General features: G+C 61.6%; 23 protein-coding genes and 1 tRNA gene. 11 read left to right on the top strand and 13 right to left on the bottom strand.

Annotation, left to right across the window (positions count from 1 at the left end; genetic code table 11):
* Positions 1-66 precede the first annotated feature (66 nt).
* Positions 67-143 (top strand) — tRNA-His (locus tag IEX53_RS01110).
* A gap of 207 nt (positions 144-350) precedes the next feature.
* On the opposite strand, the gene IEX53_RS01105 is transcribed toward IEX53_RS01110, so the two are convergent.
* Together IEX53_RS01105 and xseA are read right to left on the bottom strand one after the other, a co-directional pair.
* Complete coding sequence (locus IEX53_RS01105; RefSeq protein ID WP_188820609.1) at positions 351-1,439, bottom strand: hypothetical protein; 1,089 nt, start codon at positions 1,437-1,439, stop codon at positions 351-353.
* A gap of 186 nt (positions 1,440-1,625) precedes the next feature.
* Positions 1,626-3,188, bottom strand: coding sequence for an exodeoxyribonuclease VII large subunit (xseA, locus tag IEX53_RS01100; protein ID WP_188820607.1), 1,563 nt, complete (start codon positions 3,186-3,188; stop codon positions 1,626-1,628).
* Between the two features lie 83 nt (positions 3,189-3,271).
* On the opposite strand from xseA, the gene IEX53_RS01095 reads away from it, so the two are divergent.
* A complete protein-coding gene (locus tag IEX53_RS01095; RefSeq protein WP_236015982.1) occupies positions 3,272-4,255 on the top strand; it encodes a DMT family transporter in 984 nt (327 codons plus the stop codon).
* A 3-nt stretch (positions 4,256-4,258) separates the two neighbouring features.
* On the opposite strand, the gene IEX53_RS01090 is transcribed toward IEX53_RS01095, so the two are convergent.
* Complete coding sequence (locus IEX53_RS01090; RefSeq protein ID WP_188820605.1) at positions 4,259-5,215, bottom strand: LysR substrate-binding domain-containing protein; 957 nt, start codon at positions 5,213-5,215, stop codon at positions 4,259-4,261.
* A 199-nt stretch (positions 5,216-5,414) separates the two neighbouring features.
* Here IEX53_RS01090 and IEX53_RS01085 point away from each other — a divergent pair, with 199 nt between their 5' ends.
* A complete protein-coding gene (locus IEX53_RS01085; protein ID WP_188820603.1) occupies positions 5,415-5,699 on the top strand; it encodes a YjiS-like domain-containing protein in 285 nt (94 codons plus the stop codon).
* A 193-nt stretch (positions 5,700-5,892) separates the two neighbouring features.
* On the opposite strand, the gene IEX53_RS01080 is transcribed toward IEX53_RS01085, so the two are convergent.
* The 4 genes from IEX53_RS01080 to IEX53_RS01065 all read right to left on the bottom strand — a co-directional run bounded on the left by IEX53_RS01080 (position 5,893) and on the right by IEX53_RS01065 (position 8,882).
* Positions 5,893-7,266: a glutamate--cysteine ligase gene (locus IEX53_RS01080; RefSeq protein WP_188820593.1), complete on the bottom strand. Its 1,374-nt coding sequence runs from the start codon at positions 7,264-7,266 to the stop codon at positions 5,893-5,895.
* 126 nt (positions 7,267-7,392) lie between these two features.
* Positions 7,393-7,773: a helix-turn-helix domain-containing protein gene (locus tag IEX53_RS01075; protein WP_188820591.1), complete on the bottom strand. Its 381-nt coding sequence runs from the start codon at positions 7,771-7,773 to the stop codon at positions 7,393-7,395.
* Positions 7,763-8,086: a type II toxin-antitoxin system HigB family toxin gene (locus tag IEX53_RS01070; protein ID WP_188820589.1), complete on the bottom strand. Its 324-nt coding sequence runs from the start codon at positions 8,084-8,086 to the stop codon at positions 7,763-7,765. The genes IEX53_RS01075 and IEX53_RS01070 overlap by 11 nt, the downstream gene beginning before the upstream one ends.
* 55 nt (positions 8,087-8,141) lie before the next feature.
* Positions 8,142-8,882, bottom strand: a complete 741-nt coding sequence (locus IEX53_RS01065) for a 16S rRNA (uracil(1498)-N(3))-methyltransferase (RefSeq protein ID WP_188820587.1) — start codon at positions 8,880-8,882, stop codon at positions 8,142-8,144.
* Positions 8,883-9,087: 205 nt separating this feature from the next.
* Between IEX53_RS01065 and IEX53_RS01060 the strand changes: the two genes are divergently transcribed.
* Positions 9,088-9,228: a hypothetical protein gene (locus IEX53_RS01060; RefSeq protein WP_188820585.1), complete on the top strand. Its 141-nt coding sequence runs from the start codon at positions 9,088-9,090 to the stop codon at positions 9,226-9,228.
* Between the two features lie 21 nt (positions 9,229-9,249).
* Here the strand turns inward: IEX53_RS01060 and IEX53_RS01055 are convergent, their stop codons facing one another.
* The gene (locus tag IEX53_RS01055) at positions 9,250-10,158 is read right to left on the bottom strand and encodes a LysR family transcriptional regulator (RefSeq protein WP_188820583.1); all 909 of its coding nucleotides are present in this window, start codon (positions 10,156-10,158) and stop codon (positions 9,250-9,252) included.
* A 118-nt stretch (positions 10,159-10,276) separates the two neighbouring features.
* On the opposite strand from IEX53_RS01055, the gene IEX53_RS01050 reads away from it, so the two are divergent.
* Genes IEX53_RS01050 through glcF form a run of 3 tightly spaced genes read left to right on the top strand, consistent with a single transcriptional unit; the run spans position 10,277 to position 14,357 of the window.
* Positions 10,277-11,773, top strand: coding sequence for an FAD-linked oxidase C-terminal domain-containing protein (locus IEX53_RS01050; RefSeq protein WP_188820581.1), 1,497 nt, complete (start codon positions 10,277-10,279; stop codon positions 11,771-11,773).
* Positions 11,773-12,978, top strand: coding sequence for a glycolate oxidase subunit GlcE (gene glcE, locus IEX53_RS01045; RefSeq protein ID WP_188820579.1), 1,206 nt, complete (start codon positions 11,773-11,775; stop codon positions 12,976-12,978). Before IEX53_RS01050 ends, glcE begins: the two co-directional genes overlap by 1 nt.
* Before the next feature lie 59 nt (positions 12,979-13,037).
* Positions 13,038-14,357 carry a glycolate oxidase subunit GlcF gene (glcF, locus tag IEX53_RS01040; RefSeq protein WP_188820577.1) on the top strand — a complete coding sequence of 440 codons (1,320 nt, stop codon included), beginning with the start codon at positions 13,038-13,040 and terminating at the stop codon, positions 14,355-14,357.
* 266 nt (positions 14,358-14,623) lie between these two features.
* Here the strand turns inward: glcF and IEX53_RS01035 are convergent, their stop codons facing one another.
* The 3 genes from IEX53_RS01035 to IEX53_RS01025 form a co-directional block, all read right to left on the bottom strand.
* Positions 14,624-14,884 (bottom strand): hypothetical protein, encoded by a 261-nt coding sequence (locus tag IEX53_RS01035; RefSeq protein ID WP_188820575.1) that lies wholly within the window; start codon positions 14,882-14,884, stop codon positions 14,624-14,626.
* A 55-nt stretch (positions 14,885-14,939) separates the two neighbouring features.
* Positions 14,940-15,761, bottom strand: a complete 822-nt coding sequence (locus IEX53_RS01030) for an aldo/keto reductase (RefSeq protein ID WP_188820573.1) — start codon at positions 15,759-15,761, stop codon at positions 14,940-14,942.
* A 139-nt stretch (positions 15,762-15,900) separates the two neighbouring features.
* Positions 15,901-16,767, bottom strand: coding sequence for a L,D-transpeptidase (locus tag IEX53_RS01025; protein ID WP_188820571.1), 867 nt, complete (start codon positions 16,765-16,767; stop codon positions 15,901-15,903).
* Positions 16,768-16,987: 220 nt separating this feature from the next.
* On the opposite strand from IEX53_RS01025, the gene IEX53_RS01020 reads away from it, so the two are divergent.
* The 4 genes from IEX53_RS01020 (at position 16,988) to hisG (ending at position 21,246) form a co-directional block, all read left to right on the top strand.
* Entirely contained in the window at positions 16,988-17,635 is a 648-nt protein-coding gene (locus tag IEX53_RS01020; RefSeq protein ID WP_188820569.1) for a DNA-3-methyladenine glycosylase I, read from the top strand.
* A 105-nt stretch (positions 17,636-17,740) separates the two neighbouring features.
* Positions 17,741-19,192, top strand: coding sequence for a histidine--tRNA ligase (hisS, locus tag IEX53_RS01015; protein ID WP_188820567.1), 1,452 nt, complete (start codon positions 17,741-17,743; stop codon positions 19,190-19,192).
* Positions 19,193-19,423: 231 nt separating this feature from the next.
* Positions 19,424-20,557, top strand: coding sequence for an ATP phosphoribosyltransferase regulatory subunit (locus IEX53_RS01010; protein ID WP_188820565.1), 1,134 nt, complete (start codon positions 19,424-19,426; stop codon positions 20,555-20,557).
* A complete protein-coding gene (gene hisG / locus IEX53_RS01005) occupies positions 20,554-21,246 on the top strand; it encodes an ATP phosphoribosyltransferase (protein WP_188820563.1) in 693 nt (230 codons plus the stop codon). Before IEX53_RS01010 ends, hisG begins: the two co-directional genes overlap by 4 nt.
* A 177-nt stretch (positions 21,247-21,423) precedes the next feature.
* Here hisG and IEX53_RS01000 read toward each other — a convergent pair whose 3' ends face one another.
* On the bottom strand, positions 21,424-21,822 hold the full coding sequence (locus IEX53_RS01000) for a DoxX family protein (RefSeq protein WP_188820561.1): 399 nt from the start codon (positions 21,820-21,822) through the stop codon (positions 21,424-21,426).
* 268 nt (positions 21,823-22,090) lie between these two features.
* Positions 22,091-23,482 (bottom strand): class II fumarate hydratase, encoded by a 1,392-nt coding sequence (gene fumC, locus IEX53_RS00995; RefSeq protein ID WP_188820559.1) that lies wholly within the window; start codon positions 23,480-23,482, stop codon positions 22,091-22,093.
* Position 23,483 lies beyond the last annotated feature (1 nt).

Here is a 23,483-nt window from a genome sequence, read left to right as displayed (position 1 = left end):
GCGATTCTCCGTATGTGACCCTCTATCAGGCGTCGGGGCGTTTCGCCTCGTCTCTCGATTTGGTGCGCGGTCGTAGCTCAGTTGGTTAGAGCGCAGGATTGTGGCTCCTGAGGTCGTAGGTTCGATCCCCACCGACCGTACCATTTCGGCAATTCTCTCAGGCACGGTTCCCCAATGTCTATCATTGAGTGGTCAGCCGTAACGTTTTCCGTTTTGTTCGGGATTTTTCTCGGTCGCCTCGTGTGCCCACCCGGCATGGTGCAATCGTTGCTTCCAGCCAAAAGACAATCCCGCCTCGCGCCGAAGTGGACGCGAAACGGGATTGTCTTTGTGTTATGTTATCGAGAGATTTATTTCTTTATATTCATTGTTATTGAATAAAGGGTGTTATTGATTTGGCGCGTCGTAATGTTATAATTGATGCATCCTTTCGGACCGATAGGAACTCTCCTTACCCAATATTGTGGCGTGAGAATCGCTGGGCTTGAATATGTCCCATAGGTAAAATTAAGATTGGATACTGGGATTTGCCTTGCGCAGCTGGACACGTTCCCATCAATGGCAAATACAACGCCATAGGCGGTTAATTTGCTTGTATCGCTTGGCAGCGGGGAATTGAGAAGGAATACATCGTTGATGAGTGCCTGCCACAAGCCGTCGCCTTGCTCGTCGAGCGAAAGAGATATAGGGTCTCCTGGGCTAACAGGGTTGCCGTAGGGAACGACGTATAAGCCCCCCTCCGGCCTTATGGCCCACGCGGCTGCGGTCCATGTTCCGGCGCCCTGGGTCCCTATTATTTGATTCCAGCCGAGTACGGACGCAATGATGGTATTGGTATCGGTGGCGCCCAATGAAACGAGAAAATATAATGACGGTCCGTTTTTATCCAACGGCGCGGGCGGAACCGTAAAGCGTATTGATTGTAATTCGTACGGTGCTGCCCCCTGAGACTGGGTCTGGACTCCCATTTGCCAGATGGAACTTTGTGGTACTGGCGGATTTGCCGATGAAGCAACACTGCCATCGCTCAGATAACGGGGAGACGTGCAGCGGGAAACCGACCGGACAGTCCCGTTGCTTTTCTGGATGCTTCCATTGGCCAGCAGCGTGTCCTTCTTGTCGAGAAGATGGATGCATCGAGGGGAGGCAAAGCCGAAAGGCGTTGAAACGTAATCAGCCGGGATCCCGTCCGGGCGCGTGGCCTCGACAGGCTCCATCGATCTGACTGGGTCCGCGCTATTCGCGGAGGTGGGGAAAAGGGCCAGCGGTGTTACAGCCATGCCGAGGACAATAGCATGCATCGCAATGGCGCGCGCCAGACGTGATTTGGCCGGCGAAAAGCGCTTTGGCGGGAGGATTTTACCGCGCGGGAATTTTAAAAAATTCAACATCGTGATCTCCTGATATGCGTGTCTAAAAATTTCGAAAGGTACAGGCATTTCCTGAATGCTTCACCTATCTCATAAATTGTATAAAATGACAAATGCAATTTATAGGGGAAGTCTTGTGATGACACCTTGTCTGAAGCCCAGCCTGACAGGAGGGGCTTCAGGTCTATGTTTCAGCCATTGAACCGATCAGGAAATCCGCGACGGTCCGGATAGGATCACGCTTCAAGCGAAACCCTAAAACAGCGACCCCTGACCGCCACCACCGCCGGCCTTGGTGCTTTTCGCCTTCGGCTTCGGCGGATTGCCTCCCGTCGCCACCGCCTGCGCGTCGCCGTCGCGGAAGCGCAAGGTGAGCGCATCGCCGGAGTGGATGGAGGCAGCCTGCTTCACCGGATTGCCCGAAGCGTCGAAGACGATGGCGAAGCCGCGTTCCAGCACGCTTTCATAGGAGAGCGTGCGCATGAGCCGTTCTAGCTCCACGCTGCGGCGCTTGTGCCTTTCAAGGAGAAGGCCGACGGCCCGCTCCGCGCGGCGGTCGAACTGTTCCAGCATATGCTGCGCCCGCTCCGCGCGGCGGTGGATCGGCTCGGGCGAGAGCTTGCCCATGATGAGCGAAAAGCGGCTGCGCTGGTCGCGCAAATAGGCTTTCAGGCAGTTCGGCAGGCGGGCGGCGGTCCGTTCCGCATGCCGCCTTTGCTCCATGATGCGCCGCTGTAGCAAACGCGGCGACAATTGCCGCGCATGACCGTCGAAGCTCGCCCGCTTCTTCTGCGTATTCGCCTGCAAGGCCCGTCCCAGCCGCGCGGCGGCCTCATCGAACCGTCGCCGCGGCAGCGCCAATAGCTGGTCGGCGGAAGGCAGCGCCCGGGAGAGCGCGCGATGCGCCTGCCGCCGCTGCGCGATATGGCGCGACATGCCGCCGGAATGGCGCGCCGCGAGCGAGGCAATCGCCGCCTGCAATTCGGCTTTCACCGGCACTGCCATTTCCGCCGCGCCCGTCGGTGTCGGCGCGCGCCGGTCCGCCACATGGTCGATCAGCGTCCAGTCGGTTTCATGACCCACCGCCGAGATGACGGGAATGCCCGACGCGGCCACCGCCCGCACCACGATCTCGTCATTGAAGCCCCAGAGATCCTCGAGGCTGCCGCCGCCGCGTGCGACGATCAGCACATCCGGGCGGACGAAGGAAGCATCGGCTTGGAAAGCATTAAACCCATGGACCGCCGCCGCCACTTCCGGCCCGGAGGTCTCGCCCTGCACCCGCACCGGCCAGACCATGATATGCAGTGGAAAGCGGTCGGTGATGCGATGGATGATGTCGCGGATAACAGCGCCGGTCGGCGATGTGACAACGCCGATGACGCGCGGCATGAAGGGCAGGGGCTTCTTCGCCGCCGCGTCGAACAGCCCTTCCGCCGCCAGCCGCCGCTTGCGCTCTTCCAGCAGCGCCATCAGCGCGCCCGCGCCCGCCGGCTCCATCTGCTCGATGACGATCTGATATTTTGAGGAGCCCGGATAGGTGGTGAGCTTGCCGGTGGCGATCACCTCCATGCCTTCCTCGGGCTGGAAGCGCAGCCGGCTCATGCTGCCGCGCCAGATCACGGCCTCGATCCGCGCCTTGTCGTCTTTCAGCGAGAAATAGGCATGGCCCGAGGAATGCGGCCCGCGATAGCCGGAAATTTCGCCGCGCACGCGCACATGGCCGAACGCATCCTCCACCGTGCGCTTCAGCGCGCCGGAAATTTCGGAAACGGTGTATTCGGCGACATTCGAGGTCGAATCAGGAATGTTGTTCATCGCGTTATAGGGACTTTCAGGGCCGGGAAGGTCAAGAACGAAGCCCATATCACGAAAATTGATGGTATCTTAAGCCAAATTCAATGGACGTGATGAATCCCGCGCGCCATATCGGCCGCATGCCTACAGACACGATAGCCGATTCCTCACCCCTGAAATCCACCGCCCGCCCGCAGGACCGCGCATTCGAGCCATTTGACTATGGCCTTTATGCGATGACGGTCTTCGCCTGGAGCCTTTCCTGGTACGCGCTCGCCGTGCAGGCGGGAAGTGGCGTCGCCAACGAGGTCAACGTCGTCTGGCGCTTCCTCATTGCGGCGGTCATCATGTTCGCCTGGGCGCTTCTCACAAGGAAGCGGCTGAAATTCGCCCTTGGCGATCATCTGGGCTTCGCTGGGCTGGGGCTTCTGCTCTTTTCGTCGAACTTCCTGCTCTTTTACTATGGCGCGCAATATCTGGTGAGCGGCCTGCTCTCGGTCGTCTTCTCGCTCGCATCCATCGTCAATCTCGTGCTCGCGACGGTCATCATGCGCGAGCCGCCCTCGGGCAGGACGCTGATCGGCGGGCTGATGGGCTTCGTTGGCATCGCGCTCATGTTCCTGCCGGAAATGCAGGCCCATGGCTTCACCGGCAAGACGCTCATCGGTCTCGGCCTCTGCGTCGCCGGCACCCTGTGCTTCTGCACCGGAAACCTCATTTCCGCCCGCCTGCAGAAGCGCGGCCTGCCGCTCGTCTCGATGAATGCCTGGGGCATGGTCTATGGCACGCTCTGGTGCGCCTTCCTCGCCTTCCTGTTCGGCAGGCATTTCACCATCGCCTGGACGGCGGAATATCTGACGTCGCTCGTCTTCCTGTCGGTCGTCGCGACCGTGCTCGCCTTCTTCGCCTATCTGACGCTTCTAGGCCGCATCGGCTCCGCCCGCGCCGGTTATGCGACCGTGATGTTCCCCGTCTTCGCACTGATCGTCTCGACGGTGCTTGAAGGCTATCAATGGACGGTGCTGGCCGTGGCCGGGCTGGCGCTGGTGCTGGCGGGGAATTTGTTCGTTATTCGCGGGAAGAGGTAAGCGTTACCACCCCGGCACCAACTCGCTCGACCGCACCCGCCGCGTCCGCACATGGCTGAGCTGGGTGATGTCGGCGGTGTTGAGCGTCGTCGGCGCGGGGGAGGAGATGTTGTCGAGGCTCTCCACGATATGCTGCGCCAGCGCGTCGATGATGGCGGTCTGCTTCGAGTGGCCGCGCAGGATGCCGATGCCGAATTCCGGCAGCGTGCCGAAACCGTCCGCCTCGCCGAGAACCCGCATTCCCGGCCGCAGCGCGCATTCCGGCAGTACCGAGACCGCCAGCCCCGCCAGCACCGCCGCCGCGAGAACGGTCGCCGACCAGCTGGTGAAAAGGATGCGGTAATCCCGCTCCATCTCGTTGAGCACGTCGATCGCCGCGCGCCGCCAGATGCAGGTGGGCCGCCCGACGGCGAGCGGCAGCAGCGCCTCCTCATGCACGGCGTGGTTGGCCGACGTTACCCAGAGCAGGGGCTCGCTGCGCACCACCTCCGAGCGGCTTTTCTCATCCACCTGCGTGACAAGCGCGATATCGAGCGTGCCGCGCCGGATCATTTCATGCAGATTGACGGTCGGCTCGCAGACGACGGAGAGTTCGACGCGCGGATTGGACCGGGCGAACCGCGCCATGATCTCCGGCAGGAAACGGTCGGCATAATCGTCCGGCGTGCCGATGCGCACATGGCCCTCGAGCTGCGTGTCGTCGAAGGCGGCGATGGTTTCGCCGTTGAGCTGGATCATCCGCCGGGCATAGATCAGCAGCCGCTCGCCATCCTCCGTCAGCCGGTTGCTGCGCCCGTCGCGCTCGAACAAAGGCTTGCCGATCCGCTCCTCCAGCCGCCGCATTTGCATGGAAACCGCCGACTGTGTCTTGAAAACCGCATCGGCCGCCCTGGTGAAGCTGCCCGTATCCGCAATGGCGATGAAGGTCTGCAACTGGTCGAGATCGAGCGGCGCGCTCATCGGGGTCCCCATCCATCATTATTCTTGAAGGATAGCATTAGAAACATTCGTTTGAATAATCAATATACGTGCTTCATAACGGCATTGCTCACGAAAACTTGTGCTGGCCCGCAATGGCGCGGGACGGACGGTCTGCGCAGCGGAATGGTTCCGGCGCGGACGGGATATTTTTGTCCATACGCCTCCAAGGAGAACGGCGATGACGACGGCGAAGACGATGACCATTAGAACACCTGCCGCGATGAGCGGTGCGGCGTATACACCAATGGTTGTGTCTGTTTTCGGCTGGGTCCGCCGTCTTTTCGCGCGATACCGAAACCGCGTTGCGATCCTGCACCTCGATGACCTCGACGATCATCTGTTGCACGATATCGGCCTCAGCCGTTCGGATCTGCGCGCTGTCAGGCGTTCCTTTTTGCGCGATCCGAGCACGGCGCTCAACGATGCGCGTGCCCTGCATGAGGCTGCCCGCTGCCGTTATTGAAGGTTTTACAGTCCCAAGGCGGGCGCCACCCATTCATAAGCCGGAAATCCCCTCCCGGCTTTCGCCTGCCACCTGCCCGGCCGTGGAAACATGGCCGGGCTTTTTTATAGTGAGATAGGGAATAGTGAGCAGTGAGATAGACAGTACATCAGTCCGCTCGTACTGTTCACTATCTCACTATCTCACTATCTCACTAATACGCATATTCCAGAAAGATCGGCTCCACCGAGCATCCCCAGACGCTGCAATATTGGCTCAGCATCTTCTCCGCGTCCGTGGTGCCGCGGGCGACGATTTCTTCGAGCGGGGCGAGGTAATGCGTCTCGTCGAAGCCTTCGCGGTTGAGGCGCTTGCGGTTCTTGAGGCCGAGGCGGGAAATTTCCAGCGTCTCGCGGGCGATTTCCCGCACGGTGCGGTCGCGGAAAGGCGCGTGGAGCGCATAGGCAGGCACGGCGTCGCGCAGGGCCTGCACTTCGGCGAATTGCCAGTCGCGGGTGAGCTGTTCGGCGGCGTCGAGCGCCTCGTCATCATAGAGCAGTCCCACCCAATAGGCCGGCAGCGCGCAGACGCGGCGCCACGGACCGCCATCCGCGCCGCGCATTTCGAGAAAGCGCTTCAACCGCACATCCGGGAATAGGGTGGAGAGATGATTGGTCCAGTCGCCCATATTCGGCACGCCATCCGGAACATCGTTCCGCAACGCGCCGTTCATGAACTGGCGGAAGGTGACATGCGTTGCGTCATAATAGCGCCCGCCACGGATGACGAAATACATCGGCACGTCGAGCGCCCATTCGACATAATCGATGAAGCCGTAATCCTGCGACCAGACGAAGGGCAGGAGGCCGGAGCGCTGATTGTCCGTATCGCGCCAGATATTGGCGCGCCAGGACAGAAGGCCGTTCGGCTTGCCGTCGGTAAAGGGAGAGCTGGCGAAAAGCGCCGTCGCGACCGATTGCAGCTTCATCGACACCTGCATCTTGCGGCGCATATCCGTTTCGGATGCGAAGTCGAGATTAACCTGGATGGTGCAGGTGCGGTACATCATGTCGAGCCCTTCATGCCCGACCTTGGGCATGTAGTTCGACATGATCGCATAGCGCGATTTGGGCATGCGCGGCGTTTCCGCCAGCGTCCATTTCGGGCTGCCGCCGACGCCGAGGAAACGGATGCCGAGCGGATCGGCAATCTCGCGCACCTGCGCCAGATGCGCGTTCATCTCGCGGCAGGTCTGGTGAATGGTCTGGAGCGGCGCGCCCGACAGTTCGAACTGCCCGCCCGGCTCCAGCGAAATCGCGCCCTTGCCGGTCGGCTCGACGAGGCCGATTATGTTGCCCTCGTCGATGATCGGGTCCCAGCCGAGATTGGCCCGCATGCCCTCGAGAATGGCGCGAATGCCGCGCGGCCCTTCATAGGGAACTGGGCTGTTGTCTTCGGTATAGAAGGGGAATTTCTCGTGCTCGGTGCCGATTCGCCACTTGTCCGCCGGCTTGTTGCCTTCGGCCAGATAGGCCACCAGTTCGTCCACTGAGGAAATCGGCGTTTCGTCCGTCGTATCACGAGCCATTTTATACCCTGAGCCCTGCCTGTTTTGGTTCGTGATTGGACGGTTTTGTCAAATCGCGCAAGTGAATTCCATTTATGCGGACATCAATGGAAATTGATTAAGGGATTGGAGGGCGAAGCACGCTGCTTACGCCACTTTGTCCAGGCGGCTAGGACGGATCAGCACTTCGGCGGATATGCCAAGGTGATCATGCAGGTTCCGTATCATCTCGATGGATAGGCTACGCTTACGGTTCAACACGTCCGCAACCCGGTTGCGCGGCCCGATCATGGGTTCCAGATCCTTCCGCGTGAGTCCCTGTTGCTCCATGCGGAATTTGATCGCTTCCACCGGATCCGGCGGGTCCATCGGGTAGTGCTTCGCCTCATAGACGTCAATTAGGGTCGCCAGCACGTCGAGCCGGTCACCCTCTAGCGTTCCGCTCTTAGCGCCCCACAGCCGCTCCACCTCGGTCAGAGCCTCTTCATAATCCGCTTCCGTGCGAATCGGCTTTACATCAGTCGCCATGCTCAACCTCCTTCACATCGATCTTATCATAAGCTTTGTGCGTGCCGATCCACTTGATCCAGACGATGCCTTTTTCGAAATCCGCCGCCACGACAAGCCGATAGTCATTACCCTTGATGTTGAAAACGATCCGCTCGGCGCTGACGATGCTCGCTGTCCCGTAAAGCCGCTTCACATCGGCGGTGCTAGTCCATTCAGCCTTGCTTACTTCATCGAACCATGCGTCGAGCGCGGCCTTGACAGCCGGTTGATCCTTTTGCCCGGCAAGACCTGCGACAAACTCTTTCAAGGTGCGCCGGGCAATAATTCTCATGGTGCCACCATAGAACGAGACCAAAATGGTCGCAATGGAAAAATCGTCGGTAGTGCTAGGCCCCCCAATCCCCCACCGTCGCCTGGATCAGCGCCAGCGCTGCCACGGCTGCGGTGTCGGCGCGCAGGATTCGGGGGCCGAGGGGGATGGCGGCGACGAAAGGCATGCGCCGCAGCAATGTGCGCTCCTCCTCCGAAAAACCGCCTTCCGGGCCGACGAGGAGGCCGAGCGGGCCGGGTTGAAGCGACTGGAGCAGGGGCAGGGGATTGTCCGTCTCGTGCCCCTCGTCGCAGAAGATCAGCCGGCGGGAGGGTTCCCACTGGTCGAGAAGCCGGTCGAGCTTCACCGCTTCGCGCGTCTCGGGCAGGCTCAATATGCCGCATTGCTCCGCCGCCTCGATGGCATTGGCGTGGATGCGCTCGACGCCGATTTTCGGCACCTGTGTGTGCTGGGTGATGACGGGCTGTAAGACCCCTGCGCCCATCTCCACGGCCTTCTGCACCAGATAATCGAGCCGCCCCTGTTTCAACGGCGCGAAGCAGTAGGTGAGATCAGGCTGCGGCGTCTGCGCCCGCGTTTGTTCCTGCACGTCGAGGCCGACTCGCTTCTTGCCTTCCGGGCGCACGGCGGCTTTCCACTCCCCATCACGCCCGTTAAAGAGCAGGATCGGATCCCCATCCTTCATCCTCAGGACGTGGGCGAGATAATGCGCCGCTTCCGCCGGAGGCTCGATATGAGCACCCGCGCCAAGCGGCATGTCGATGAACAATCTCTGCAGTCTGTAATTCGCGCGCATGGACCAATCGATGGCAGGAGAGGGGGCTTCCGGTCAAGCGTTGCTTCGTTGCCACAGGGGACGGACAATTCACTCTAAGTCACGGAAATCTAAAAACCAAACCGGGGGATTTAGTTGTTTGAAAGGAGTTGGGTGTGTACTCACCTGACGCGCTGCGTTTCGGTTCCGGCGCAAAGCACCTAAACCATCGTGGAGACGATCCAACATGACCGCCAAGGGCGCCACGCTCCTTACCATTCTCATGATCTCCGCGATCCTGTTCATGGCGACCGGCATTTTCTCGGTTGATGCCGGCGGCCATCAGGTCTCCAGCGACGGATACGGCGTCTCCTCCAGCTATCGCTGATTCGAAGAAGGCCGAACGGGATCATTTCGCGCCTTTTTCCCAATAGGGCGTGGGTGCGTACAGATCGGCCAGATAATCGATGAAAAGCCGCACCTTCGCCGGAAGGAACTGCCGCGAGGGATAGACGGCATATATCGCCACCTTGCGCGTCGCCGTATAGTCGGGCAGCACCTGCACGAGCTTGCCCGCCGCCAGTTCCGGCCCGATATCCCATGTCGAGCGCTGCGCGATGCCGAGCCCGGCCAGCACCGCCTCCCGCACCACTTCGCTGGAATTGGTCTGCAATGGCCCGGCGGGGCGCAAGGATACCGGCCCATCCGGACCTTCCAGCCGCCACGGGTCGTTATTGTGCGGCGCGAGGCAGATATGGTTTTCGAGGTCGGCGAAATCTTTGGGCATCCCATGCTCGGCGATATAGCGCGGCGAGGCCACGAGGATGCGCCGCACCGGGGCGAGCCGTCTGGCGACGAGGCTCGAATCGGATAGCTCGGCGATGCGGATCGCCAGATCATAGCCTTCGCCCACGATATCGACGATCTCGTCCGTCAGCATCATGTTGATGGCAAGATCGCTATTCGCCCGCATGAACGGCTCCAGATGCGGCGCGATATGCATCCGCCCGAAGGTGGTCGGCGCGGAGATTTTCAGCGTCCCTCGCGCATCGGCGGACCGGCGCGAGACAAAGCTCTCCGCCTCCTCGACGCCGGAGAGAATCGCCAGCACCCGCTCGTAATAGCCCTGTCCCGCCTCGGTCAGCGCGATCTGCCGCGTCGTGCGCTGGAGGAGGCGGGTGCCGAGCCGGTCCTCCAGCCGCCGCAGCCGCTTCGAGACGACGGCGGGAGACAGGCCAAGCTCGCGCCCCGCCGCCGACATGCTGCCGCTCGCCACGGTCAGGGCGAATATCTCCATATCGGCCAGATTGCTCATCATGCGCTTATTCGTTCCATCACAGAAAAACGCCTTCAACGGTTCGCGGCAATATACAACGTTTACAAGCAAGACAGCCAAGGAGTAACTCATTCCAGGCTATATTCATGCGGGAGGAAGCATGTCCGGGTTGACGATGCCGAAGGCGGACGCCGCCACGCTGGCGCGGCGGGCGGAGATCGTCGCGCAATTGCGGGAGATTGTGCCGGGCGAGGGCGTGGTCGACGCCGTCAACGGGATGCGCGCCTTCGAGAGCGACGGGCTCACCGCCTATCGGCAATTGCCGCTGGTTGTCGTGCTGCCGCAGACCGTGGCGCAGGTTTCGCGCATTCTCAAATATTGCCACGACCGCAATATCCGCGTCGTGCCTCGCGGCTCCGGCACGTCGCTCTCTGGCGGCGCGCTGCCGCTGGAGGATGCGGTGCTGCTCGTTATGTCGCGCTTCAATCGTATTCTGGAGGTGGATTTCGCTAACCGCGTAGCAAAGGTGCAACCGGGCGTGACCAATCTCGGCATCACCCGCGTGGTCGAGCATGAGGGCTTCTATTATGCCCCGGACCCGTCCTCGCAGATCGCCTGCTCCATCGGCGGCAATGTGGCGGAAAATTCCGGCGGCGTGCATTGCTTGAAATACGGGCTGACGGCCAACAATGTGCTCGGCATCGAAATGGTGCTGATGAATGGCGAGGTGGTCCGGCTGGGCGGCAAGCATCTCGACAGCGAAGGCTATGATCTGCTCGGCCTGATGACCGGCTCGGAAGGGCTGCTGGGCGTGGTGACGGAAGTCACCGTCCGCATCCTCCAGAAGCCCGAGACGGCGCGCGCGGTGCTGGTCGGCTTTCCCTCCAGCGAGGCGGCAGGCCAATGCGTCGCCGATATCATCGGCACTGGCATCATCCCCGGCGGCATGGAGATGATGGACAAGCCCGCCATCCATGCGGCGGAGGATTTCGTCCATGCTGGCTATCCGCTCGATGTCGAGGCGCTGCTGATCGTCGAGCTGGATGGCCCGGAGGTGGAGGTCGATTATCTGATCGCCCGGGTGGAGGAGATCGCGCGGGCGAATGGCGCGACCACCTGCATCGTTTCGCAATCGGAGGAGGAGCGCCTTACGTTCTGGGCGGGGCGCAAGGCGGCATTCCCGGCGGTGGGGCGCATTTCGCCAGATTATTACTGCATGGACGGCACGATCCCACGCAAGGAACTGCCGAAAGTGCTGGCCGGAATGCGGGCTCTGTCAGAAAAATACGCCCTGCGCGTCGCCAATGTCTTCCACGCGGGCGACGGCAATCTCCACCCACTGATCCTCTATGATGCCAATGTCTCCGGCGAGCTGGAGAAGGCGGAAGCGTTCGGAGCGGATATCTTGCGGCTCTGCGTGGCCGTCGGCGGCGTCCTCACCGGCGAGCACGGCGTCGGGGTGGAAAAACGCGATCTGATGCCGGAGATGTTCACCGAGACGGATTTGAACCAGCAGATCCGCGTCAAATGCGCCTTCGACGAAAAGCACCTGCTCAACCCGGGGAAGGTCTTCCCGCAACTCCACCGCTGCGCGGAACTGGGCCGGGTGCATATTCACCGCGGGCAATTGGCCTTTCCGGATATTCCGAGGTTTTGATGACCATTTTCACTCCCAGAACCGAAGAAGACATCCTCGAAGCCGTGCAATGGGCGTTGTCAGAGGAAACGCCGGTGGAAATCATCGGCCACGGCACCAAGCGCGCCATCGGCAGGCCGATGCAGGTGGAGCACACCATCGATTTGTCCAACCTTTCCGGCGTCACGCTCTATGAGCCGGAGGAACTGGTGCTTTCGGCAAAAGCTGGAACCCCGCTTGCCGAAATCGAGGCGCTGCTGGACAAACATGGCCAATGCCTGCAATTCGAGCCGATGGATTACGGCCCAATTCTGGGCGGAGAGCCGGGCAGGGGAACCATCGGCGGTGTGCTCGCAGCGAATCTGAGCGGCCCGAGGCGGTTGAAGGCGGGGGCGGCGCGGGATCATATTCTCGGCGTGCGCGTCGTCTCCGGGCGGGGCGAACTCTTCAAATCCGGCGGGCGGGTTGTGAAGAACGTCACCGGCTACGACCTCTCCAAAGGCATGGCCGGGTCGTGGGGTACACTGGGAGTCCTCACCGAAGTCACCTTCAAGGTGCTCCCCGCGCCGGAGATGGAGACGACGCTCGCCCTTCGCGGTCTTGAAGATGAGGAAGCCGCACGCGCTATGGCCATCGCTATGGGCTCGAGCGCGGAAGTTTCATCCGCCGCGCATCTGCCGGTCACCGTCACCGGCAAGGTCATCGACGGCGCGCTTTCGGGCAAGGCTTCGACACTGCTGCGGCTGGAAGGCTTCGCCCCTTCGGTCAGGGCCCGCGCGGAGAAGCTGAAGGGATTGCTGAAGCCGGCGGGCGAGATGGACGAAATAGCTGAAGATCAATCGCGCCATCTCTGGCGAGAAATTCGCGACTGCCTGCCTTTTGCCGATGGTACTCAACGCTGCATCTGGCGTGTCTCTATGACACCGACGGAGGCGCACAAAATGGTGGCTGCCTTGCGCCTCGGCGCGGGCGTTGATGCGTTTTATGACTGGCAGGGCGGGCTTGTCTGGCTGCGCATGGAGGCGGACCCCGAGCCGCAGGCGCTGCGCCGTCTCATCGCCCATTTCGGCGGCGGCCACGCCACGCTGGTGCGCGCTCCCGCCGTAACGCGCGGTACGGTCGATGTCTTCGAGCCGCAGCCCCCTAGCTTGGCGGCCTTGTCGCAGCGCTTGAAGCAGCAGTTCGACCCGAAGGGGATACTCAATCCGGGGCGTACGCTCGCATGATCCCAAAAAGTTGCAGACTTTTTGGATAAGGTCATGCGGCAGATAGCAAGAGTTTTGAGATGCAAACCAACTTCACGCCTGCCCAATTGCGCGATCCGGCGATAGCGGAGTCTGAAAAGATCCTGCGCAAATGCGTCCATTGCGGCTTCTGCACGGCGACTTGCCCGACCTATGTGACGCTGGGCAATGAGCTCGACAGCCCGCGCGGGCGCATTTATCTGATCAAGGACATGCTGGAAAATGGCAGGGCCGCGGATGCCGAGATCGTCAAGCATATCGACCGCTGCCTCTCCTGCCTCGCTTGCACCACGACATGTCCGTCCGGCGTCGATTATATGCATCTGGTCGATCACGCCCGCATCCATATCGAAAAGACCTATAAACGCCCGCTGGCAAACCGGCTGACGCGGGCGCTCCTTGCCGCCGTTTTGCCTCATTCAAAACGCTTCCGCGCCGCGATTTGGGTGGCAAAACTGGCGCATCCCTTCGCCAAACTGTTCAAAACCGTGCCCGCACTGAAGCCATTCGCCGCGATGCTGGACTTGGCTCCCCGCGCGCTGCCCGCCCGCTCCGTCTTCGCCGACCCCGGCACGCACAAGCCCGAAGCCGCGCCGCGCGGCCGCGTCGCCATACTGACCGGCTGCGCCCAACCGGTGCTGAAACCGGGCATCAACGAGGCGACGATCCGCTTGCTCACCCGCTTCGGTATCGAGGTGGTCGTGCCGAAGGGGGAGGGGTGCTGCGGCGCGCTCGTCCATCATATGGGCCGGGAGGAACAGGCGCTGGCGGAAGCGCGGCGCAATGTCGATGTCTGGACCCGCGAGATCGAAAATGGCGGCCTCGACGCGATCATCGTCACCGCATCGGGCTGCGGCACGACCATCAAGGATTACGGCCACATGCTGCGCCTCGACCCCGCCTATAAGGACAAGGCGGCGAAGGTCTCAATGCTCTCCAAGGACATCACCGAATATCTCGCCACCCTCGACCTGCCCGCGCCGGAAAAACCTGCTAGCCTGACCGTCGCCTATCATTCCGCCTGCTCGATGCAGCACGGGCAGAAGATCACCCGCCAGCCGAAGGCGCTCCTGGCGCGGGCGGGCTTCACCGTCCGGGAACCGGCGGAAGGGCATCTCTGCTGCGGTTCCGCCGGCACCTACAACATCATGCAGCCCGACATCTCCCGCCGCCTGCGCGACCGCAAGGTGAAGAACATCGAGGCGACGAAGCCAGACCTGATCGCCACCGGCAATATCGGCTGCATCACCCAGATCGCATCAGGCTCGAAACTGCCGATCGTGCATACGGTGGAATTGCTGGATTGGGCTTATGGCGGGCCGGAGATAGAGGGGCTGGAATTACACCCGCTCAGTGTCTGATCGCAGACGATCCCGCTCTCGCTCGTGTTGAGAACGCTTGGGAGTTACGGGTGCAACATAGTGAAGAACGATCAGGCCAACGACGATTCCGACAAGCGGAATGATAAATGCTAAGAAGTTATAGATGCTCATAGCTAGCCCCTCTACATGCTTCGTTCAGCGACGAGGGCGCTTAGGTGGGATTACGGGATCGACATAATGAAGAATGATGAAGCCAATGAGCATACAGACAAACGGAGTGGCCAATAGCACGTAGGCGTAGATGGTCATTGATCTAATCCCTCCAGATGCCTCAATGCCCAATAATGTAAGGCAAATCCAATTGCGATGCAAATAATCGCGGAAAAAAGCACCGGAACAATAGCTTTTCCATAAATCGCCGGATCATACGCAACGCGCGTTATTGGGGTAAAGGTCCCAATCAGAAAAACACCGATAGCCAATCCGTTTATAAACGTTGCTTTCAGTTTGATTTGTTCTCTGGCTGCATCCGTTAGCTTCGTCCCCTCACCCTCATTCTCACCCATGGAATCCCCATTCCGCGAAAAAAAGGGCCGGTTTCCCGGCCCATCGCTAAAATCCTCACACACTGTCCGGATGCGGTCCGATCCGCCCGTCCGGGCTGTTCAATTCGGATATCGCATCGTGCTCGCCTGAGGTGAGCTGAAAGCCGAACACGTCGAAATTCTCTACGATACGCGCCGGCGTCGAGGATTTCGGGATGACGATATTGCCTGTGTCGAGGTGCCAGCGCAGGATGGTCTGCGCTACGGTCTTGCCATGCTTGGCGGCGATGTTCTCCAGGACGGGGTTTTCGAGAATCTTGCCCTGGCCGAGCGGGCTCCACGCCTGCGTGGCGATGTCCTTCTTCTCGTGGAAGACGCGCAGTTCGTTCTGCTGGAACTGCGGATGAAGCTCGATCTGGTTCAGCACCGGCGTCACGCCCGTTTCCTTGATGACGCGCTCGAGGTCGGCGATGCGGAAGTTCGACACGCCGATGGACTTCACCACGCCCTGTTCCTTGAGCTTGATCAGCGCACGCCAGCTATCCATGAAAAGGTCCCGCGCCGGCACCGGCCAATGGATCAGGTAGAGGTCGACATAATCCGTCTGCAGCCGCTTGAGGCTCGCCTCCAGCGCCTTCAGCGCGGAATCATAGCCCTGGTCGGTGTTCCACAGCTTCGTCGTCAGATAAATGTCGCCGCGCGGCAGGCCGGAATTTTTCAAGGCCTTGCCGACGCCTTCCTCATTGCCGTAGATCGCCGCGGTGTCGATGTGCCGGTAACCCGTCTCCAGCGCTTTTCCGACGACCTTGGTCGCCTCGTCATTGCCGACCTGCCAGACGCCGAAGCCAAGCTGCGGAATCTGCGTGCCGTCATTCAGCTTTATGCTGGGTACCGTCATGGTGATCCTCTCCTTCTTATTCTTACTTATGGAATATCATAGGAAAAGACGGCGCCGGACAAGAGTCCGGCAAAAAGAAAAAGGGCCGCGGACGGTTCGCCGCAGCCCTTGTCATGATCGTCTCAAGGTCCGTATGCGGTTACATCACCACGACCTTGGCGCCAACCTTCACCCTCTCATAGAGGTCGGTGACATCCTCGTTGCGCATGCGGATGCAGCCGGAAGAGACGGCGGTGCCGATGGTCCAGGGCGCGTTGGTGCCGTGGATGCGGTAGAGCGTCGAGCCGAGGTAAAGCGCCCGCGCGCCGAGCGGATTCTCGGGGCCACCTTCCATATGGACGGGCAGAACGCGGCCTTTCTCAGCCTCGCGCTTGATCATTTCTGCCGGGGGACGCCAGTCCGGCCACTCCGCCTTGCGCGAAATCCGGTTGGTGCCCTTCCACTCGAAGCCTTCCTTGCCGACGCCGACGCCATAACGCCGCGCCTTGCCGCCGGGCTCGATGAGATAGAGGAATTTCTTCGACGTATCGACCACGATGGTGCCCGACTTGTGGGGTCCCTTGTAATCCACCTCCTGCGGTAGGTAGATCGGGTTCAGTCCACGCTGTGCCTTGCGCTCGGGACGCGGCGCCGCGCGCTGGGCGGGGCGGCGGTAGTTCACCGGCTCGTAGCGCGGCGGCTGCTCCGCCGTCAGCGGCGCATAGCGCACCACGCGGCGCTGGCCTTGCGCGGACGGGGCATAAACCCGGCGCTGGCCCTGGCGCGGCGCGACATAGACGCGGCGGGCGGCATGTTCCGGCCCGGCATAATAATAGCGCACCCCGCGCTCTTCATGATAGCGCGGCGGCGCCTGCAATTGCGTCACCCATGGCGCGGTGAGGTCGGGGGAAAGCTGCACCGGCGCGCGCGGCGCATAGCGGTCATTCGCCCATGCCCCGGTTGCGGAAATGGCGGAAATGGTGATTGCCGTCACGGCGGTAATGAGGAGAAGATGGCGCGGTTTCATGATTCTGCTGCCCATAACCCTTTTGCAGCCCGGCTCCTGACATCATGCTGTCAGGAGAGGCGTTTGCGATGTCCTTGATGGGGATTGTGGCCGGGGCCGGAATAGAAAAAGTGAATCGAATTCAATAAAAAGGCGATTCTTCGCGGCAACTATGACTATGGTTAGCGCCCGGTTTCGCGTGGTGGTTAATGCCGTCTCAATGGCGGTGAAGAGGATGCCAATGACCGATAATACCCCCGTCAAGACCGGCCTCGTCGAGGGGGCGGATGGCAGAATACGCTGCGCCTGGCACGGCAATCTGCCGGATTATCTCCATTACCACGACCATGAATGGGGGAGGCCGGTCACCGACGACGTCAGGCTCTTCGAGAAAATCTGCCTTGAAGGCTTCCAGTCCGGCCTTTCCTGGCTCACCATCCTGCGCAAGCGCGAGAATTTCCGCGAGGCCTTCGCGGGCTTCGATTTCGCGCGCGTCTCCCGCTTCGGCGAGAGCGATATCGAACGGCTGCTCGCCAATCCCGGCATCATCCGCCATCGTGGCAAGATCGTCTCCACCATCAACAACGCGAAACGCGCCATCGAACTTTCGTCGGAAAAGGGCTCGCTGGCGGCCTATTTCTGGTCCTTCGAGCCTGGGGCGGCGGAACGCCCTGATGTCATGGATTATGAAACGCTGCGGGCCAATCCCACCAGCCCCACCTCCATTCGCCTTTCAAAGGATCTGAAAAAGCGCGGCTGGACCTTCGTCGGCCCGACAACGGTCTACGCGTTCATGCAAGCCATGGGGATGGTGAACGACCACATCGAGGGCTGCTGCTGCGGGGGCGAGGTGGAGGAGATGCGGGGAAATTTGAAAAGGCCGAAATAACGCGGCGGTCTTGGCATATGGTCGTCGGTGGGATAGTAAGCCTTGTCCTTTTGCCTAATGGCAACAAAGGACAAAAGTACAAATCTCAGATATCGGACGAACATCATGGCGAACAAGGCAGACAAGGTGAAGGCACGGCTTCCGCGCGGACTTGTTGATCGCCATGCGACCGATATCCGCGCCACCGACAAGATGCTGGCGGCGATCCGCGAGGTTTATGAGCGCTACGGCTTCGATCCCATCGAGACGCCGATGCTGGAATATACCGATGCGCTCGGCAAGTTCCTGCCCGATCAGGACCGCCCCAACGAAGGCGTGTTCTCGCTTCAGGACGATGACGAGCAATGGCTGTCGCTGCGCTATGATCTGACCGCGCCGCTCGCCCGCCATGTCGCGGAAAATTTCAACGAGATCCAGCTTCCCTACCGCACCTATCGCGCGGGCTATGTCTTCCGCAACGAGAAACCGGGACCGGGCCGCTTCCGCCAGTTCATGCAGTTCGACGCCGATACGGTCGGCGCACCCTCAGTCGCGGCGGATGCCGAGATGTGCATGATGATGGCCGATGTGATGGAGGCGCTGGGGATAAAGCGCGGCGATTACGTCGTTCGCGTCAATAACCGCAAGGTGCTTGACGGCTTGATGGAAGCCATTGGCGTTACCGATGAGGGGCAGAAGCTCACCATTCTCAGGGCTATCGACAAACTGGATAAGTTCGGCGCCGAAGGCGTGAAGCTGTTGCTTGGTGCTGGCCGCAAGGACGAGAGCGGCGATTTCACCAAGGGGGCGGGGCTGGATGATGCATCTATCGCCAAAGTGCTCGCCTATATCGAGACAGGCACGATCGAAGCCAATAAGGGCGTCGAGGAGCTTGCCGAGATCAAAGCGCTTTGCGTTGCAGCCGGTTATGAAGAAGACCGCATCAAGATCGATCCGTCAGTTATCCGCGGTCTCGAATATTACACCGGCCCCGTCTTCGAAGTCGAACTCACTGCCGAAATCCCCAATGAAAAAGGTGAGATCGTGCGTTTTGGCTCGGTCGGCGGCGGCGGGCGTTATGATGGGCTCGTCTCGCGCTTCCGTGGCCAGCCGGTTCCAGCCACCGGCTTCTCCATCGGCGTATCGCGCCTGATGACGGCCTTGAAGAACTTGGGCAAGCTCGATGGCGACGATGTGCTCGCACCCGTGCTCGTCACCGTCATGGATGGCGACATGGAGGCGATGGGGAAATATCAGGATTTCACCCAGAAGCTCCGCACCGCCGGCATCCGTGCCGAGATGTATCAGGGCAACTGGAAGAAATTCGGCAACCAGCTGAAATATGCCGACCGTCGCCGCTCCCCCCTCGCCATCATCCAGGGCGTCGACGAGCGCGCGCAGGAGCAAGTCCAGATCAAGGATCTGATCGAGGGCAAGCGCCTCTCGGAGGAAATCGAGAGCAACGAGGAATGGCGCGCCAGCCGCCCCGCGCAGGTGACGGTGAAGGAAGCCGATCTGGTCGCGACGGTGAAGCGGATGCTTGATGAGCAGGCGGCGGATCGCGCCGGGGAAAAGTGAGATCGCCATGCTCGCATCACCGCCGCTCACCCCCCTCTGCCCTGCCGGGCATCTCCCCCACAAGGGGGGAGATTGGCTGACACGACGCTCCGCCCTCATTCTGCGACGGCAGCGATTGGTGTCGCGCGTCTACGAAGGCGTAATCTCCCCCCTTGTGGGGGAGATGCCCGGCAGGGCAGAGGGGGGTGAGACGGCAAACGCGCCAATTCTCGTCAACCGGGTTGTTTCCGCATGACCCCCTCCCGTCCCCCCGCCTTCGCCAAGGACCTCTCCGCGCTGCTCGCCGCGCGCGGTGCGGACTTGACCGACATTCCGGTCATCCAGCCCGCCGATCCGTTCCTCGACATGGCGGGCGAGGATTTGCGCCGTCGCATCTTCCTCACTGAGAACGAGAACGGCGACAGCCTCTGCCTGCGCCCGGAATTCACCATTCCCGTCTGCCGCAACCACATCGCGCGCAATGCCGCGACGCCGAAGCGCTATGCTTATCTGGGCGAAGTGTTCCGCCAGCGCCGTGAGGGCGGGACGGAGTTCTATCAGGCCGGCATCGAGGATCTGGGCGAGCCGGACGAGGCCATGGCCGACGCGCGCTCGCTCGCCGACGCGCTGGCCTGCGTGCGCCTCGCCGCACCTGCCGCTACGCTTGAGATCGTGCTGGGCGACCAGGCGATGTTCGAAGCGGTGCTTGCCGCCCTCGGCCTGCCGCGCGGCTGGCAGAAGAAGCTGGCACGCACCTTCGGCAACCCGGAAGCGCTGAAAAGCCTGCTCGCCGGGCTTGTCCAGCCGCGTGAGAACGGCGCGCTGCCGGAGCCTTTGGCCGGGCTCGTCGCTGCGGGCCATGAAGCGGCGCTCGGGGCATTTCTGGAACAGGACATGCGCGAAGCCGGCATTTCGCCTGCTGCGGGCCGCGCGCCTGTCGAAATCGCCCGCCGCCTGATCGAGAAGGAGAGCCTCGCCTCCGTCCGGCTGCCGAAGGAAGCCTTCGCAGCGCTGGAAAGCTTCCTCGCCATCCGCGAGCCGCTCGACCGCGCGTCAAACCGGCTCAAGGATTTTGCCGCGCATAACGGGCTCGATCTCGGCGCGGCGCTGCAGGCCTTCACCGCCCGTGTGGCGGCAATGGAGGCAGCGGGCATAGCGCTTGGCGAGGTGCAATATGACGCGGCGTTCGGCCGTCCGCTCGATTACTATACCGGGCTCGTCTACGAAATCCGGGCTGCCACCGATGGCAATGTGATCGTCGGCGGCGGGCGCTTCGACCGGCTGCTGACGCTGCTGGGCGCGGCGGAGTCCATTCCCGCTGTCGGCTTTTCCATCTGGCTCGACCGGCTTGAAAATCTTGCCAGCGACGAGGGGAGGGGAGAATGACCGTCACACTGGCGCTTCCCTCCAAGGGCCGGCTCAAGGAACAGTCGCTCGCTGTGCTGAGAGAGGCGGGGCTGAAAGTCGTGCTGCCCGACGACGACCGCAATTATCGCGCGCGCGTCGAGGGCGAGGACGATCTCGATATCCTGTTCCTGTCCGCCTCGGAAATCGCCCGCGAGCTTGGCTATGGCGGTGTTGATCTCGGCGTTACCGGCGAGGATCTGATCCGCGAGCAGCTGAGCCGCTCGGATGAGCGCGTCGCCATCGAGGCGCAGCTTGGCTTCGGCCATGCGGATGTGGTGGTGGCGGTGCCGGAGGTCTGGCACGATGTCACGACCATGGCCGACCTTGACGACGTCGCCGCCGATTTCCGCCAGCGCCATGGCCGCCGCTTGCGCATCGCCACCAAATACTGGCGGCTGACGCAGCAATTCTTTTCGCAGAAGCACGGCATCCAGGTCTACCGCATCGTGGAGAGCCTGGGCGCAACCGAAGGCGCCCCCGCCGCCGGCTCCGCCGATATCATCGTCGACATCACCTCCACCGGTTCGACCCTCAAGGCCAACCGGCTGAAGGTGCTGGAGGACGGGATCATCCTGCGCTCGCAGGCCTGTTTGGTTTCAGCGCGGCGCAGCGATGCCAATGCGCGGGTGGGGGAAATCGCTGGCCGCATTCGCGAGAGTTTGGCGTAGCATACCCCTCATCCGGCCCTTCGGGCCACCTTCTCCCACAAGGGGAGAAGGTGGAGCGCTGCATTCCCATCCCTGCCAATCGCAAACGTAGGTGATTGGACAGCAAAGCCGACGCCAAGCGCCTTCCTTCTCCCCTTGTGGGAGAAGGTGGCCGCGAAGCGGTCGGATGAGGGGTGGTTATCCGCGTCGCGCATCCAGCGACAGCGCACCAGCGCCCATCGCGGCGAGGACGAAAAAGCCGCCGGCGATGGCAAGATTTTTCTGGAAATTGATAAGCTGGCCTTGATCGGCAAAATCCATGTGAGCGACGAAAGCTGCTGCGATGGTGAAGAGGCCGAGCAGAATGGAGGCGATGCGGGTCTGGAAGCCGACGAGAATGGCAAGGCCGCCGAAGAGCTCGAGCGCGCCGACAAGAATGGCGACGATCATCGGTGCAGGAAGACCCTTGCTGGCGAAATAGCCTGCCGTGCCGGAAAGTGCCATCAGCTTGCTGAAGCCGGCGGGAATGAACAGCGACGAAAGAAGAATACGGCCGAGCAGATTGCCGTATGAATTGCTGGAAGCGATGCCTGACATGGTTAGTTCTCCAGAGGGTTGATGTCTCGGGGCAGATAACCACATGGGTTTGTCAAAGAAAGCCGGAACGTTAACGACAGATTGTTCACAGATTTGAGACGGACCTAGTGCCCTCCTTCCCCCTTGCGGGGAAGGTGCCCGCGTCAGCGGGCGGATGGGGGTGGTGACGTTTGCGCTTGCTTCGAAGACCGTAGCGCAAACGTCACCACCCCCACCCGACCCTTCGGGCCACCCTCCCCGCAAGGGGGAGGGAAGGCGCGAGGCGGCTCTACTCCGGCGCGATCATCCGCTCCGGCCGCACCAGCTTGTCGTAATCCTCCGCCGACACCAGCCCGCTCGCCAGCGCTTCCTCGCGCAAGGTCGAGCCGTTTTTGTGCGCCGTCTTGGCGATCTTGGCCGCATTGTCGTAGCCGATGGCGGGGGCGAGCGCGGTTACCAGCATCAGCGAGCGCGCCAGCAGATCCTTGATCCGCACCTCGTCCGCCTCGATACCGTTAACGCAATTGTCCGCAAACGACACCATCGCGTCCGAAAGCAGGCGGATCGATTGCAGCACGTTGAAGGCGATGACCGGCTTGAAGACGTTGAGCTCGAAATGGCCCTGGCTTGCCGCCACCGTCACCGTGGTCTGGTTGCCGAACACCTGTGTCGCCACCATGGTCAGCGCTTCGGCCTGCGTCGGGTTGACCTTGCCCGGCATGATCGACGAGCCCGGCTCGTTTTCCGGCAGCTTCAATTCGCCAAGGCCGGAGCGCGGGCCGGAGCCGAGGAAGCGGATGTCGTTGGCGATCTTGAAGAGGTCGGCGGCCAGCGCATTGAGGCTGCCATGGAAATTGACGATCGCGCCATGGCTCGCCAGCGCCTCGAACTTGTTCGGCGCGGTCTTGAAGGGCAGGCCGGTGATTTCGGACACCGCATCGGCGAAGCCCGTGTCGAAGTCCTTGGGCGCATTGAGCCCGGTGCCGACTGCCGTGCCGCCCTGCGCCAGCAGGTAGATGTCGCCGAGCGCCTGCTCGATGCGATGGCGGCCATATTCCAGCGCGGCGCGATAGCCGGAGAACTCCTGGCCCAGCGTCACCGGCGTCGCGTCCTGCGTATGGGTGCGGCCGATCTTGATGATATCGGCGAAGGCCTCTTCTTTTTGCCGCAGCGCCCCGGTCAGATGGTCGAGCGCCGGGAAGAGCCGGTTCACCGTCTCCATGGCGGTTGCGATATGGATCGCGGTCGGGAAGCTGTCGTTGGACGACTGGCTCATATTGACGTGGTCGTTCGGGTGGACCGGCTTTTTCGAGCCCATCTCGCCGCCCAGCATCTCGATGGCGCGGTTGGAGATCACCTCATTGGCGTTCATGTTGGACTGCGTGCCGGAGCCGGTCTGCCAGACCACCAGGGGAAAATGATCGTCGAGCTTGCCCTCGGCCACTTCCGCCGCCGCCACGGTGATGACGCGCCCGATCACGGGATCGAGCTTGCCGAGCGCGATATTGGTTTCCGCCGCCGCCCGCTTGACGATCCCGAGCGCATGGACGAGGGGCAGAGGCATCCGCTCGCCGCCGATCTTGAAATTATGGAGCGAGCGTTCCGTCTGCGCGCCCCAATAACGGTCCGAAGGGACCTCGATAGGGCCGAACGTATCGGTTTCGGTGCGTGTTGCTGTCATC

The sequence above is a fragment of the Paramesorhizobium endophyticum genome (assembly GCF_014640615.1).
GTDB classification, from domain to species: domain Bacteria; phylum Pseudomonadota; class Alphaproteobacteria; order Rhizobiales; family Rhizobiaceae; genus Paramesorhizobium; species Paramesorhizobium endophyticum.
The sequence above is the reverse complement of the archived record's forward strand: the minus strand, read 5'-3'. Positions and strand labels throughout refer to the sequence as shown.